This is a genomic window from Actinomadura xylanilytica (assembly GCF_030283145.1).
Classification (GTDB): domain Bacteria; phylum Actinomycetota; class Actinomycetes; order Streptosporangiales; family Streptosporangiaceae; genus Spirillospora; species Spirillospora xylanilytica.
Genome location: NZ_JASNWE010000001.1, coordinates 839,114 through 853,098 on the forward strand (window position 1 = coordinate 839,114; position 13,985 = coordinate 853,098).

General features: G+C 74.2%; 15 protein-coding genes and 1 tRNA gene. 9 read left to right on the forward strand and 7 right to left on the reverse strand.

Annotated features, from left to right (window positions below; genetic code table 11):
* Positions 1-62: 62 nt before the first annotated feature.
* The 3 genes from QP090_RS03950 to QP090_RS03960 all read right to left on the reverse strand — a co-directional run bounded on the left by QP090_RS03950 (position 63) and on the right by QP090_RS03960 (position 1,458).
* A complete protein-coding gene (locus QP090_RS03950) occupies positions 63-356 on the reverse strand; it encodes an MTH1187 family thiamine-binding protein (protein ID WP_285937065.1) in 294 nt (97 codons plus the stop codon).
* Positions 357-371: 15 nt separating this feature from the next.
* Positions 372-758 (reverse strand): DUF7715 family protein, encoded by a 387-nt coding sequence (locus QP090_RS03955; protein ID WP_285937066.1) that lies wholly within the window; start codon positions 756-758, stop codon positions 372-374.
* 76 nt (positions 759-834) lie between these two features.
* The gene (locus tag QP090_RS03960; RefSeq protein WP_285937067.1) at positions 835-1,458 is read right to left on the reverse strand and encodes a TetR/AcrR family transcriptional regulator; all 624 of its coding nucleotides are present in this window, start codon (positions 1,456-1,458) and stop codon (positions 835-837) included.
* A 163-nt stretch (positions 1,459-1,621) separates the two neighbouring features.
* Here QP090_RS03960 and QP090_RS03965 point away from each other — a divergent pair, with 163 nt between their 5' ends.
* The 3 genes from QP090_RS03965 to QP090_RS03975 all read left to right on the forward strand — a co-directional run bounded on the left by QP090_RS03965 (position 1,622) and on the right by QP090_RS03975 (position 4,198).
* On the forward strand, positions 1,622-2,386 hold the full coding sequence (locus QP090_RS03965) for an enoyl-CoA hydratase-related protein (protein WP_285937068.1): 765 nt from the start codon (positions 1,622-1,624) through the stop codon (positions 2,384-2,386).
* Between the two features lie 151 nt (positions 2,387-2,537).
* On the forward strand, positions 2,538-2,924 hold the full coding sequence (locus QP090_RS03970) for a YciI family protein (RefSeq protein WP_285938564.1): 387 nt from the start codon (positions 2,538-2,540) through the stop codon (positions 2,922-2,924).
* Positions 2,921-4,198, forward strand: coding sequence for an RNA polymerase sigma factor (locus tag QP090_RS03975; RefSeq protein ID WP_285937069.1), 1,278 nt, complete (start codon positions 2,921-2,923; stop codon positions 4,196-4,198). The genes QP090_RS03970 and QP090_RS03975 overlap by 4 nt, the downstream gene beginning before the upstream one ends.
* Here the strand turns inward: QP090_RS03975 and QP090_RS03980 are convergent.
* Positions 4,196-4,269 (reverse strand) — tRNA-Ile (locus QP090_RS03980). The genes QP090_RS03975 and QP090_RS03980 overlap by 3 nt on opposite strands.
* A 166-nt stretch (positions 4,270-4,435) precedes the next feature.
* On the opposite strand from QP090_RS03980, the gene QP090_RS03985 reads away from it, so the two are divergent.
* The 5 genes from QP090_RS03985 (at position 4,436) to QP090_RS04005 (ending at position 10,093) form a co-directional block, all read left to right on the forward strand.
* On the forward strand, positions 4,436-5,140 hold the full coding sequence (locus QP090_RS03985; protein ID WP_285937070.1) for an LppX_LprAFG lipoprotein: 705 nt from the start codon (positions 4,436-4,438) through the stop codon (positions 5,138-5,140).
* Positions 5,137-6,654 carry an MFS transporter gene (locus QP090_RS03990; RefSeq protein WP_285937072.1) on the forward strand — a complete coding sequence of 506 codons (1,518 nt, stop codon included), beginning with the start codon at positions 5,137-5,139 and terminating at the stop codon, positions 6,652-6,654. Before QP090_RS03985 ends, QP090_RS03990 begins: the two co-directional genes overlap by 4 nt.
* An 85-nt stretch (positions 6,655-6,739) precedes the next feature.
* Entirely contained in the window at positions 6,740-7,756 is a 1,017-nt protein-coding gene (locus tag QP090_RS03995; protein ID WP_285937073.1) for an alpha/beta hydrolase, read from the forward strand.
* Between the two features lie 243 nt (positions 7,757-7,999).
* Positions 8,000-9,370 (forward strand): WS/DGAT/MGAT family O-acyltransferase, encoded by a 1,371-nt coding sequence (locus QP090_RS04000; RefSeq protein WP_285937074.1) that lies wholly within the window; start codon positions 8,000-8,002, stop codon positions 9,368-9,370.
* Positions 9,371-9,478: 108 nt separating this feature from the next.
* Positions 9,479-10,093 carry an Rv1733c family protein gene (locus QP090_RS04005; RefSeq protein ID WP_285937075.1) on the forward strand — a complete coding sequence of 205 codons (615 nt, stop codon included), beginning with the start codon at positions 9,479-9,481 and terminating at the stop codon, positions 10,091-10,093.
* Positions 10,094-10,128: 35 nt separating this feature from the next.
* Here QP090_RS04005 and QP090_RS04010 read toward each other — a convergent pair whose 3' ends face one another.
* From QP090_RS04010 to QP090_RS04020, 3 genes are all read right to left on the reverse strand, one after another.
* On the reverse strand, positions 10,129-10,602 hold the full coding sequence (locus tag QP090_RS04010; protein WP_285937076.1) for a MarR family winged helix-turn-helix transcriptional regulator: 474 nt from the start codon (positions 10,600-10,602) through the stop codon (positions 10,129-10,131).
* Positions 10,599-12,041 (reverse strand): MFS transporter, encoded by a 1,443-nt coding sequence (locus QP090_RS04015; protein WP_285937077.1) that lies wholly within the window; start codon positions 12,039-12,041, stop codon positions 10,599-10,601. Before QP090_RS04015 ends, QP090_RS04010 begins: the two co-directional genes overlap by 4 nt.
* 83 nt (positions 12,042-12,124) lie before the next feature.
* On the reverse strand, positions 12,125-12,982 hold the full coding sequence (locus QP090_RS04020) for a metallophosphoesterase family protein (protein WP_285937078.1): 858 nt from the start codon (positions 12,980-12,982) through the stop codon (positions 12,125-12,127).
* 152 nt (positions 12,983-13,134) lie between these two features.
* Here QP090_RS04020 and QP090_RS04025 point away from each other — a divergent pair, with 152 nt between their 5' ends.
* The gene (locus QP090_RS04025; protein WP_285937079.1) at positions 13,135-13,980 is read left to right on the forward strand and encodes a hypothetical protein; all 846 of its coding nucleotides are present in this window, start codon (positions 13,135-13,137) and stop codon (positions 13,978-13,980) included.
* Positions 13,981-13,985 lie beyond the last annotated feature (5 nt).

A 13,985-nucleotide genomic window follows, 5' to 3' on the forward strand; every position in this document is an offset into this window, starting at 1 on the left:
CCGCACGCCGGGTACCGGGTGCCGGGTGCCCCACGCCGGGTGCCGGGTGCCAGGTGCCGGAGTCAGCCGGCCAGGTGGCGTTCGATCGTCTCGACCTTGGCCTCGAGTGCCCCGGTCGTGCCGGGCCGCAGGTCGGCCTTGACGACGAGGCTGACCCGGGGCGCGCGGGCCGCGACGGCGTCGGTGGCCTCCTTGACCACCGCCATCACCTCGTCCCACTCGCCCTCGATGGTGGTGAACATGGCGTCGGTGCGGTTGGGCAGGCCGCTGGCCCGCACCACCCGGACCGCCTCCGCGACGAGCTCACCGACGTCCGTACCGGTTCCGAGCGGGGTCACCGAGAACGCGACCAGCATGAGCGCACCTCCTGGCTAGGGTTGGACGACCTGCCTGACCACAATCTCATCGAGCCGCCGCTCGACGATCACCCCCTCCGGCCAGTCGCGCACCAGGCAGCGCAGCATCGCCGCCTCGTGCTCGGCGTAGGTGGGGTCGTGGCCCTGCTGCTCCAGGCTGGACCGGATCGCCTCGACGTAGTCGCCGGCGGTGAACCCGGGGACCTCGCGGACCATCGCGGTGGTGGTGGCGCGGTGCGAGTTGAGCCCGGCGAACGCCCGGCCGCAGCCGCAGCCGCCGTCGGGGTCGCCGCGGTCGCGGGCGCACACCACGCCGATGTGGACCAGCTCGCCCTCGACGCACCAGTCGAAGTCGTTGTCGCGGTATCCCTGGCTGACGTCGGTCGCGGTGAGCAGCTTCACGGCCGGACCCCCTCGGCGCATCCGTGGACCCGCCCACGGTACGCCGGGGGTCCGACATCCGGCACGGGTTCGCCCGTCACGGCCGCACGTACAGTGCGTACGCCAGGTCGGGCACCATGCCCGGGAGCTCGTGCACCAGGCCCGCCACCACCCGTGTGTACACCACCGAGTAGAGCCCGCCGATGGTCAGCTCGGCGGTCAGCGCCGGGGCGCGGTAGCCCGGCGAGAGCCGCCGCACCTCCAGCTCGGCGAGCCCCGCGAAGGTGCGCAGCATCTCGTCCCGCCGGGCGGTCGCGCGCCGCCCGGCGGGCAGCACCTCCACGATGCACATGCGGGCGGCGGCCGGATCGGCGGCCAGCCCCTCCAGGAACGCGCGCAGCCCCGCCTGGAACCGGTCGGGGATGCCGGTCTCCCGCTGGTACGCCTCGGCGGTGCGCTCCAGCAGGCCGTTCATCACGTGGTCGTAGGCGGCGAGGAACGCCTCCTCCTTGTTGCCGAAGTGCTCGTAGAAGGTCCGGCGGGACACCTGGGCCCGGCCGATGACGGCCTCCACGCTCATCCGCGAGTAGCCGATCTCCCCGGCGGCGGCGACGACGGCCGACAGGATCCGGCCGCGCTGGTTGTCCCGTACGTAGTCGCGCGACAGCCCGTGCCGGCCGCCGTGCAGCTTGCCGGGCCCCCCGTCAGCGGACCCGACCACCGTCGGCCCTCCCGGAACGCCCGTCCGGCGGGACGGGCGGAGGCGATCCGGGTCGGGTCCGGGGTGGGTCCGGGATCGATGCCGTCGTCGCTCGCGCCATGCCGCCAGCCTAGGGACCGTGCCCCCCGTGCGACAGGGACGGCGCTGACGTAGCGTCACGGTCATGAGCGATGTCCTTGTCCAGCGCGACGGCGCCTTCACCACCATCACCATGAACCGGCCGCGGCGGCGCAACGCGCTGTCCCGCGCGTTCCTGCTGTCCCTCACCGAGGCGTTCCGCGAGGTGGCGGACACCGACGCCCGCGGGATCGTCCTGGCGGCGGAGGGGCCAGTGTTCTCGGCCGGCCACGACTTCGCCGACCTGGCCGGCGCGTCCCACGCCGAGGTGCGGAGCCTGCTCCAGACCTGCACCGAGCTGATGCGGACGATCCAGTCCGTGCCGCAGGTCGTGGTCGCCCGCGTCCACGCACTGGCCACCGCCGCGGGCTGCCAGCTCGTCGCGAGCTGCGACCTGGCGGTGGCCGCCGAGAGCGCCGGGTTCGCCGCCCCCGGCGGCAAGGGCGGCTGGTTCTGCCACACCCCGATGGTCCCGATCGCGCGCGGCGTCGGCCGGAAGCGGGCGGTGGAGATGGCCCTCACCGGCGAGGTGGTGGACGCCCGCACCGCCGCCGCGTGGGGCCTGATCAACTACGCGGTACCGGACGCCGAGCTCGGCGAGGCCACCCTCGCCCTGCTGACCCGGGCCACCCAGGGCAGCCCGAGCAGCAAGGCCCTCGGCAAGCAGGCGCTGTACGCCCAGCTCGACCGTCCCGAGGCCGACGCCTACACCTACGCCATCGAGGTCATGGCCGCCGCCAGCCAGACCCCGGAGGCGCAGGAGGGCATGCGCGCGTTCCTGGACAAGCGCCGCCCCGACTGGCCCGCCTGACGCGGGCCCGCCGGGACGGCGCCAGGATCTCGGCGCGGCGCCGCGCGCGGGACGGGCTCCCGGGGATGTCGAGACCGGGGCCTCCGCTCCGACCTCTGCTGTGAGGGCCCGCACCCGGGGCCGCGAACGTGAGGAGCCGAACGTGAAGTACATGCTGCTGATCTACGGAAACCCGGAGAACTGGGGGCACCCGATGTTCCTGAACGTGCCCGAGAGCCTGGCGCTGCCGGCGGCCGAGCGCGCCGGGATGACCGCGCGGTTCGAGGAGCTGATCAAAGAGATCACCGAGTCCGGCGAGCTGGTCGGCGCGGAACCGCTGGCCGACCCGCTGAACACCCGGACCGTCCGGGTGCGCGGGGGCGTCGCGGCGACCACCGACGGGCCGTTCGTCGAGGCCAAGGAGCAGCTCGCCGGGTACTTCGTGGTCGACTGCGAGAGCCCCGGCCGGGCCGCCGAGATCGCGGCGCGGCTGCCCGACGCCCGGTTCGCCGCGGTCGAGGTGCGTCCGGTCATGGGCCCGTCCGGCCAGGAGATGTGACGACCGGGGCCGGGGTCGAGGACCTGCTGCGCCGGCTGGCGCCGCGGGTCCTCGGTGCGCTGGTGCGGCGGTTCGGGAACTTCGAGACCGCCGAGGACGCGATGCAGGAGGCGCTGCTGGCCGCCGCGACACGGTGGCCCGTGGACGGGACGCCCGTCGACCCGCGCGGCTGGCTGATCACGGTCGCGTCCCGCCGGATGGCCGACCAGCTCCGCAGCGAGGGCGCGCGCAGGCGGCGGGAGGAGGAGGCGGCGTCCCGGACGCCGCCGGACGACCTCCTCGCGCCCGCCGCCGACGCGGGCGGCCCGCGGGACCGGGACGACACCCTGACCCTGCTGACGCTGTGCTGCCACCCCGCCCTCACCCCGGCCTCGCAGATCGCGCTCACCCTCCGCGCGGTCGGCGGTCTGAGCACGGCCCAGATCGCCCGCGCGTTCCTGGTGCCCGAGGCGACTATGGCGCAGCGCGTCAGCCGCGCCAAGCAGCGGGTCAGGGCCGCGGGCGCCCGATTCCGGCCGCCGCCCGAGCACGAGCGGGGCGACCGGCTGCGGGCCGTCCTGCACGTGCTCTACCTGATCTTCACCGAGGGCCACACCGCCACGTCCGGCCCGGACCTGCACCGCGGCGAGCTGACCGCCGAGGCGATCCGGCTCGCCCGCGCCGTGCACCGGCGGCTGCCCGGCGACGGCGAGGTCGCCGGACTCCTCGCGCTGATGCTGCTGACCGACGCGCGCCGTCCGGCCCGCACCGGACCGGACGGCGCGCTGGTCCCGCTCGCCGAGCAGGACCGCGGCCGGTGGCACCGGGAGTCGGTGGACGAGGGCGTCGCCCTGGTCGCCCGCGCCCTGGACCGCACGCCGCTCGGCCCGTACCAGCTCCAGGCCGCCATCGCCGCCGTCCACGCGGAGGCCGCGCGCGCCGAGGACACCGACTGGCCGCAGATCCTCGCCCTGTACGGGCTGCTCGAGCGGCTCGCCCCCAACCCCATGGTCACCCTCAACCACGCCGTCGCGGTCGCCATGGTGCGGGGGCCGCGGGCCGGGCTGGACCTGCTCGTCCCGCTCGGCTCCGACGACCGGATGAGCGGGCACCACCGCCTCCACGCGGTACGGGCGCACCTGCTGGAGATGGCGGGCGACCACCGGGGCGCGCTGGGGTCCTACCGGACGGCGGCGCGCCTGACCACCAGCATCCCCGAGCAGCGCTACCTTCGGAGCCGGGCGCGACGCCTCCCGGGCGGGGTCCTGCGGCCCCCGCCGGACGGTCGTACGTAGGGCGGGCGGGACTCGAACCCGCGGCCCAGGAATTATGAGTTCCCTGCTCTAACCAGCTGAGCTACCGCCCCCGGGCAGCCCCCGCGAAGTGAGAGAAGAGATAGGGGCGCGCCGTAGGTCATCTTAGCGGCGGGGTCTCGGCCGGGGCCACCGCGAAGGAGATCTCCACCTTTGGTCGGACGATGTCATACCTCCAGGCGAGTGACGCCCGAGGTGACCGGTCGGTAGGGTCCGCCTATGCCACGACTCCGCGCTCGCCTCGTCCCCCTCGTACCTGCGATGTTCGCCCTGGTCATGGCCGGTGCGTGCGACGGAGGGGGCGGCGGCGGGTCGGACCGGCCCAGAGCCGCGGCGTTCGACGGCGCCGCGACGCTGCGCGAGGCGTCGGCCGCGATGGCCCGGCTGAAGAGCGTCAACGTCCGGATGTCGACGGCGGACAAACCCCCGATCATGGTGCAGGGCGCCGACATCAAGCTGCTCAAGAGCGGGGACGCCGAGGGCACGCTGACCGTCGCGCAGTCCGGGCAGACCGTCGAGATGAAGATCGTCGCGCTGGGCGAGAGCATCTACCTCGACGCCGGGACGGGCGGCTGGCGCAAGGTGTCCAAGACGCTCGCGGCGGCGATGTACGACCCGTCCGCGGCGCTCGACCCGGACCGGGGCATCGCCAAGCTGCTGGCCTCGGCGACGGGGGCCAAGGCCGAGGCCGAGGAGAGGATCGGCGGCAAGGACGCCTACCGGGTGCGCGCGACGCTGGCCAAGGACGACCTCGGCCGGCTGGTGCCGGGCATCGGCGAGGACGTCGCCGGGCAGGTGTGGGTGGGCAAGGCCGACCACCGGCTGCTCAAGGTCAAGGGCAACGTCCCGAGTAACGGGAAGGGCACGGTGACCATCGACTTCACCGAGTTCGACGCCCCGTACAAGATCAGCGCGCCGAAGTGACCCGGCGCCGCCTCGCGGTCGGGGTCGGCGGCACCGTGGTGCTGCTGGCCGCGCTCGACGCCTACGTCGTCACCACGATCCTGGTGGCGGTGGTCGAGGACCTCGGCATCCCGGTGAACCGGCTGGAGCGGGTGACGCCCGTCCTGACCGGGTTCCTCCTCGGGTACGTGGCGGCGATGCCGCTGCTCGGGCAGCTCTCCGACCGGTTCGGGCGGCGGCCCGTACTCCAGGCGTGCCTGTTCTTCTTCGCGGTCGGGTCGGCGGTCACCGCACTGGCGCACGGGGTGCCCGTGCTGACCGCCGGGCGGGTGGTCCAGGGCATCGCCGGCGGCGCGCTGCTGCCGGTGACGATGGCCCTCGCGAGCGACCTGTGGGACGAGCGGCAGCGTCCGGTGGTGCTGGGCGGGGTCGGGGCCGCGCAGGAACTCGGCAGCGTCCTCGGACCGCTCTACGGGGCGGGGATCGCGGCGGCGCTCGACTGGCGCTGGATCTTCTGGATCAACCTTCCGCTGGCCGCCGCGGCGATGGTCGCGGTGCACCTCTCGGTGCCGGGCGGCCGGAAGGAGGGGCCGCGCGGCGGCGTGGACGTGGTGGGCGGCCTGCTGCTCGCGCTCGGCCTCGGGCTCCTGGTCTGCGGCGTCTACAACCCCGAGCCGGAGAGGTCGGCGCTGCCGCCGTGGGGCGTCCCGGTGATCGCGGCCGGGCTGGTGGCGCTGGCGGCGTTCGTGCTGTGGGAGGTCCGGACGCGGACGCGGCTGCTCGACCTCGGCGGCGTGCGGCGCGGGCCGCTGCTGGCGACGCTGGGGGTGAGCCTGCTGTCGGGCGCGGCGCTGATGGTGACGCTGGTCGACGTGGTGCTGGTCGCGCAGACGCTGCTCGGCAGGGACGCGTTCGGCGGCGCGCTGCTGCTGACCCGGTTCCTGGTGGCACTGCCGGTCGCGGCGGTGCTGGGCGGGGTGGCCGCGCGCCGGTTCGGCGAGCGGTGGCCGATGGCCGCCGGGCTCGCGCTGGCCGCCGGCGGCTACCTGCTGATCGCGGGCTGGCCCGCCGACCTGGAGGCCGCCTCGTACGGGGCGCTGCCCCGGCTGGACGTCGACCTGGTGGTGACGGGCTTCGGCCTCGGGCTGGTGATCGCGCCGGTGTCGTCGGCGGCGCTGCGGTTCGTCCCGGCGACGCAGCACGGCGTGGCGTCGGCGGCGGTGGTGGTGGCGCGGATGATGGGGATGCTGCTCGGCATCTCGGCGTTGTCGGCGTGGGGCTTCCACCGGTTCCACGCGCTGACCGCCGAGCTGAGGCCGCCGCTGCCGTTCCTGATGTCCAAGGCGGAGTTCAAGCACGAGATGGCGGCCTACACGGCGGCGGTGCAGGACGCGCTGCGGGCCGAGTACCAGGAGATCTTCTGGATCACCGCCGGCCTGTGCGCGCTCGGGGCGGTGCTGGCGCTGGCGGTGCGCGGGCCCGCTGATGAGCCCGGTTCCTCCCCCTCGTCCCGGGAACGACACTTGACACACTGATCTCCCGATACGAGGCTGTCCCGGACCGGCTTAGTGACCGCTTGGTCAGTAGGCCGGCCCGCCGGCACCGCGTGGGAGGTCGCAGATGGACCCCGTGATCGAATCCCGTCCGGGCGCCACCGTGCGCGCGCGGCTGACCGCGCGCGGCCTGAGGCTCACGGCCCGCCCGCTGCTGTCATGGTGGCCGCTCGGCCCGCGCGGGCTGCGCCCGGCGTTCGCGATCGACCTGGCCGCGCCGCTGGCGCTCCCGGCGCCGCGGTGGGCGCGGGTCGAGCCGGTCCCGTTCGGCGACTTCCGGGCCGAGTGGGTCTCGGCGCCGGACCCGTCCGGCACGGGCACCTCGGATGCGGGCGGGCGGGCGGTGCTGTACTTCCACGGCGGCGGGTTCTTCTCCTGCGGGCTCCGGACGCACCGGCGGCTGGTCGCGCGGATCTCGGCGACGTCGGGCGCGCCGGTCCTGTCGGTGGCGTACCGGCAGCTTCCCGCCGCGCCGCTCGCGGTGTCGGTGGCCGACTGCGTGCGCGCCTACCGGTGGCTGCTCGACCGGGGGTACGCGCCCGGACGGATCGTCGTCGCGGGCGACTCCGCCGGCGGCTTCCTGGCGTTCGCCGCGACGATGCAGGCGCTGGCCGAGGGGCTGCCGTCGCCGGGCGGCATCGTGGCGCTGGCCCCGCTGACCGACCTGGACCACACCAGCAAGGTCGCGCACGAGAACGCGCGGCTGGACGCCTACCTGCCGGCGCGGCGGGTGGAGCGGCTGGCGGGCCTGCTGACCGAGGGCGCGGTACCACTCGATCCGATGGCGTCGCCGGTGAACGGGCCGCTGGAGGGACTCCCGCCGGTGCTCATCCAGGTGGGATCGACCGAGATGCTGCTGCCGGACGCCGAACTGATGGCGGGACGGCTGGCACGGGCCGGGGTGCCGTGCCGGCTCCAGGTCTGGGAAGGGCAGGTCCACGTGTTCCAGGTCTTCGCGGACCTGGTGCCGGAGGGGCTGGCCGCGCTGCACGAGGTGGGCGCGTTCGTCCGCGAGCACACGGCGGCGAAGGCGGCCCCGGTGCGGCGCCGCACCCGCCGCCGCGCGAAGGACGTCGCCGCGTAGCACCGCGCCACCGCGTAGCACCGCGCCACCGCGTAGCACCGCGTCACCGCGTAGCACCGCGTCACCGCACAGGGCCCCGAATGGGCCCCACACAAAGGACATCGCGGACATAAGTCGCCGCTCGCCGGGTAGCGGCGGGAACGGATGGCCGTATGCGGCCGGACCCGGACGGCACCCCGTCCCCACCGCCCGCGTTCCCCCTGCGACCCCCAACGGAAAAGAGATGGTGAGGCCGTGCAACGGATGAGCGGACTGGACGCCAGCTTCTACCTCCTGGAGGACGAGAACACCCCCCTGCACGTGGCGTCGGTGGTCGTGTTCGAGGGGCCCGCCCCTTCCTACGGCGACCTGATCCGGACGATCGTCGGCAAGCTCCCCCAAGTCCCGCGCTACCGGCAGCGCGTCCACCCGGTGCCCCTGCACCTGGGGCGGCCCGTCTGGGCCGACGACCCCCACTTCCAGATCCTCTACCACGTCCGGCACACCGCGCTTCCGGCGCCGGGCAACGACGAGCAGTTGCGCAACCTGGCCGGGCGGATCCTCGCGCAGCGGCTCGACCCCGCCAAGCCGCTCTGGGAGATCTGGCTGGTCGAGGGGCTGACCGGCGGGCGCTGGGCGATGATCGTCAAGGTGCACCACTGCATGGTGGACGGCGTCGCCGGGATGGACCTGGCGACCGTGCTGTTCGACCTGTCCCCCGAGCACGAGCCGCCCGCCGAGACCGCCCGCTGGGAGCCGGAGGCCCCGCCGTCCGGGCTCGACCTGCTGGTCGACTCGGCCCAGCGCGGGCTCACCTCGCCCGTCCGGCAGCTCGGCGACGTCGCGCGCAGCACCGTGATGCCGGAGGCGCGGCAGCTCCGCGACTTCGCGGCCGGGCTGCGCCGGGCCGCCGCCCGGTTCGCCCGCCCGTCGGCGGGGTCGCTGAACGGGCCGATCGGCCCGCACCGCCGCTGGTGCTGGCAGCAGGTGCCGCTCGGCGAGGCCAAGGCGATCCGCGCGGCGCTCGGCGGGACGATCAACGACGTCGTCCTGGCCTCGGTCACCGCCGGGTACCGTGACCTGCTGAACGGGCGCGGCGACCTCGCCGGGGACACCGTGGTGCGGTCGGCGGTGCCGGTCTCACTGCGCGCCGCCGACGAGCACGGCGTGCTCGACAACCGGGTCGCGGCGGTGTTCGTGAACCTGCCGGTGGGCGTCGATGATCCGCTGGAGCGGCTGCGCCGCGTCCGCGAGCAGACCGACGACGTCAAGCGCAGCAACCAGGCGGCCGGGACCCAGACCCTCACCCGGCTGACCGACACGGCCGTGGCGCCCGCCCTGCTGTCGCTCGGCGCCCGCCTCCCGATCCGGCTGCGGCAGGATCTCGTGCAGACGGTGACGACGAACGTGCCGGGCCCGAACTTCCCGCTGTACGTACTCGGCCGCAGGGTGCTGGAGATGCACCCGTACGTGCCGCTGACCGGCGGCATCCGGGCGGCGACGGCGATCGTGTCGTACTGCGGGTCGCTGCACTTCGGCATCACGGGCGATTTCGACGCCATGCCCGATCTGGACGTGCTGGCCAAGGGCGTCCAGGGCGGTTTCGACGAGCTGGCAAGGGCCGCCGGGGGCTGAGAATCGCCGGCCGCGGGCCCTGTGCCGATCGGCGGCCCCGGGAATATCCTGGAATCCGATGGCCAACGGCCTCTCACCGGGAAGGTATCCCCGGGGAGGTGACGCGTGATGAGCAGGTTCGGTGCCGGTCCGGCGGTCCGGCCGTCCGATCGGCTGCGGCGCCGGCTCGGCCTGGAGCGCAACGATCTGCGCCGCCGGGTCGACCGGTTCCAGCGGCTGATCGCGCTCGTCCTGCTGCTGGTCCTGCTGGCCGCGGCGCCGCCGCTGGCCGCCTGGGCGGCCGGCTGGTCCTACCGGCAGGGCTCGCGGGCCGAGCGGGCCGAGCGGGCCGACCGGCACCAGGTGGTCGCGACCGTGCAGAGCACCGGCGGCATCGGCTCGGTCGGCGACCGCTACGTCCATGAGACCGTGCGGGCGCAGTGGCCGGGCCCCGGCGGCAAGGTGAAGTCCGGGTCACTGCCGAGTTGGCAGGACGCCAAGGACGGCGCGCGGCGGCAGATCTGGATCGACCGGGAGGGCGAGCCGACCGTCCGGCCGCGCGCGCACAACCGGACGCTCACCGACGCCGCGTACGCGGGCTTCGCGGGCGTCCTGGTGGCGGGGCTCCCGCTGCTGCTGGCGTACGGAGTGCTGCGGCGGCGCTGCGACCGGTACCGCGACGCCCTGTGGGAGGCCGACTGGGCCCGGATGGACGCCGACGCGGGGCGCAACCGCCCGTCCTGAACCGCCCGTCCCGAACCGCCCGCCGGTCCACAGCGTCAGCTTGACGCGACGAGGCGGGCGGCGATCCGGTCGAGCGCGGCCAGGTCGCCCCCCGGGAGGTCGTGGAGGGCCGGGAGCGGGGTGTCCAGGATGCGCTCGGCCTCGTCCGCCGCGGCCCGCCCGGCCGCGGTGACCGACACGATCTTGGACCGGCGGTCGCCGGGGTTCGGCGCCCGCTCGGCCAGGCCGCGCTTGACCAGGTCCTCCACCACCAGCGTGGTGTAGGGACGGTCGGTCAGCAGCCCCTCCGCCAGCTCGCCGAGCGTGGTCGGGCCGGCGGCGATGCGGCGCAGGGCCTTGACCCGGAAGAAGCTCAGGCCGAGCGCCTCGGTCACCTCCCGCCGCCGGTCGCCGCGCTCGTGCATCAGGATGCGCAGGTTGCGCCACGCCCGCCCGGCGGCGTCCGCGTCGGGCGGGCCGCCCCGCGCGGGTGCGGGGTCGGCGGTGGCGTCGGGCGGGGATGCGGTCATGCGCTCACCGGAGTCCGGGTCGGTTCGGTCTCGAAGAGGGCGGCGGTCCGCTCCGCGCTGCGCGCGGCCCGGCGGCCGGTGGTGACGGTGCCGAGGACGAGCACGGCCGCCGCGCAGCCCGCCATGATCCAGTATGCCGGGCGGGCGGCGGACACGAAGGTGGCGGGCGAGCCCGTGTCCGTCCCGGCGGCGAGCACCGCGCCGATCACCGCGACGCCGAGCACCTGCCCCACCTGCCTGCTGGTGGAGGCGACCGCCGCCGCCACGCCTGCCTGGGCGCGCGGCATCCCGGCCACGGCGGTGTTGGTGATGGGCGCGTTGACCATGCCGAACCCGATGCCGAACAGCACGTACGAGGCGAACAGCAGCACGTTGCCGGTCTCGGCGTCGAACACGGCGAACAGCAGGGCGCTGGCCAGCATCGCCGCACCGGCGATCTGCAACGGCAGGCGTGCTCCCCGGCTGCCGACCAGGCGGCCCGACAGCGGCGCGAGGACGGCGGTCATCGCGGCCATCGGCAGCAGGTAGAGCCCCGCGTGCAGCGCCGACAGGCCCCGGACGTTCTGGAGGTAGAGCGCGTTCAGGAACAGGAACCCGGCCAGCCCGGCGAACGCGCACACCGCGATCAGCGTCGCCCCGCCGAACGGGACGCTGCGGAAGAAGCGCAGGTCGATCAGCGGTTCGGGATGCCGGCGCGCGTGCCACAGGAACAGCGCGAGGCCGACGGCGGCGGCGGCCGCGCATCCGGCGATCGCCGGGGAGGCCCAGCCGAGCGCGGGTCCCTCGATGATCGCGTAGGTCACCGCGGCGAGCGTCACGATCATCAGCGCCTGGCCCGCCGGGTCGGGACGGCGCGGCCTCGGGGCGCGCGACTCGGGCACCAGCCGGGCGGTCAGCACCAGCGCGGCCAGCCCGATCGGCAGGTTCAGCCAGAAGATCGCGCGCCAGCCGACGCCGTCCACCAGCAGCCCGCCGACCACCGGCCCGGCGGCCATGCTGACCCCGACGACCGCGCCCCACACCCCGATGGCGCGGGCCCGCTCGCGCGGCTCGGGGAAGGTGTTGGTGATGATCGACATCGCCACCGGGTTGAGCATCGAGCCACCGACCGCCTGCACCACCCGGGCCGCGACCAGCCAGCCGAGCGTCGGCGCGAGGCTGCACAGCACCGAGCCCGCGGTGAACAGCGCCAGCCCGATCTGGAACACCTTGCGGCGGCCGATCCGGTCGGCGGTGGACCCGGCCAGGAGCAGCAGCGAGGCGAGCACGATCAGGTAGGCGTCGATCGTCCACTGGAGGCCGGACAGCGAGGTGTGCAGGTCGCGCTGCATGGCGGGCAGGGCGACGTTCAGGACGGTGTTGTCCAGACTGACGATCAGCAGGCTCATGCAGCACACGGCCAGCACGGCCAGCCGCCGCCGGTGGGTGGGTTCGGGCAAGGGGCTCCCGTCGTTGTACTCATATAACGGTTTTAAGAGTACAACTAACTACCCGGGGGGCCTCCGCCGAGGGCCGGCCGGCGTCACCCGCCGGGCGCCGCGCCGTCGGCGGGCAGGACGCGGGTCAGCCCGAACGGGCCGCCCCTCCGGCGCCACTCGCGCGGGTAGCCGAGGGAGACCTCCTCGAACCGCACCCCGTCCTGCCACATGGTCCGGTGGATGTGCAGGTGCCCGTAGACGACCGCCGCCGCGTCGTACTTCACGTGCCAGTCCGCGGTCAGCTCGGTGCCGCACCACTGCGCGAACTCGGGGTAGTGCAGGACGAGGGTGGGTTCGCGCACCATCGGGAAGTGGTTGACCAGCACGGTCGGCAGCGCGGGGTCGCGCTCGGCCAGGCGCCGCTCGGTCACCGCGATCCGGGCGCGGCACCAGGCGTCCCGGCTCGGATGCGGATCGGGGTGCAGCAGCATCTCGTCCGTGCAGACCACCCCGGCCTTGTACGCGATGGCCAGGGCCTCCTCCTTGGTGGAGGCGCCCGCGGGGCGGAACGTGTAGTCGTACAGCAGGAACATCGGCACGATCGTCGCGGGCCCGCCACCGCCCCGCCACACCGGGTACGGGTCCTCGGGCGTCACCACGTCGAGGCCGCGGCACATCTCGACCAGGCCCCGGTAGCGGGCCTCGCCGCGCAGCGCGACCGGGTCGTCCTTCGTCGTCCACAGCTCGTGGTTGCCCGGCACCCAGACGACCTTGGCGAACCGCTCGCTGAGGACGCGCAGCCCCCATTCGACGTCGGCGAACCGCTCGGCCATGTCGCCAGCCACGATCAGCCAGTCGGCGTCCGATTCCGGGCGCAGCTCCTCGACGACCGCCCGGTTCTCGGCGAACGCCACGTGCAGGTCGCTGACGGCGAACAGCGCGCCGTCACCCTCGTGCGTCATGAGGCCCCTCTCCGACGGCCGGCGTGGGCACCGGCCCTTCGCATCCTAGGAACCGAAATGTCCGACGGCGACCTCGTGACGGCTCCATACCGATCCGCCATCGAACCCGAAACACGCCTACCGAGCGGAGTTTTTCGGTAACTTAACGCGACATGCCATCCTCCCGCCACGACGCCCTCAACCAGCTCTTCCGCGACCGGCCCGAGTTCGCCGTGGAACTCCTCAACGACGTCCTCGGCCTCGCCCTCCCCACCGGCACGCAGGTCAAGCTGGAGGCCAACGACTTCAACGACCGCCCCTCCAACGGCTTCCGCCCCGACACCGTCATCACCCTCGGCGCCCCCCACGCGCCCGCGCACGGCATCATCGTCGAGATCCAGCAGGACAGGACCGAGTCCAAACGGCGCCAGCTCCCCCGCTACGCCGCGGCCCTCTGGCTCATGCTCCGCTGCCCCGTCACCGTCCTGGTCATCTGCCCCGACGCCCGGACCGCGGCCGGCTTCACCGGCCCCATCACGACCGAGCTCCCCGGGTACACCTTCCAGGCCGCCGTCCTCAGCCCCGACCAGATCCCCGTGATGACCGACCCGAAGGAGATCGCGACCCACCCCGACCTCGCCGTCCTGTCCGTCATGGCCTACGGGAAAGACCCCGCGGTGACCCGGGCGTTCATCACGTCCCTGGGAGCACTGAACCGCGATAACGCTGCGCAGTACTATGAACACGCATACAGCATGGCCTCGTTCGCCGTGCAGAAGCTCATGGAGGAGATCGTGTCCACCACCTGGCCCGTCCACAGCCCCTTCGCCCGCGAGCACTTCGGCCGCGGCGTAACCAAGGGTGAGTCAGAGATGCTGCTGTTCGTCCTCTCCAAGCGCGGTTTGAAGCCCTCAGAGGCGCAGCGGGCACAGATCACCTCCTGCACCGACGTCGACCAGCTCCACCGCTGGGCCGAACGCGCCCTCCACGCGACCACCGCCGACGACCTCTTCGCCTGACGGCG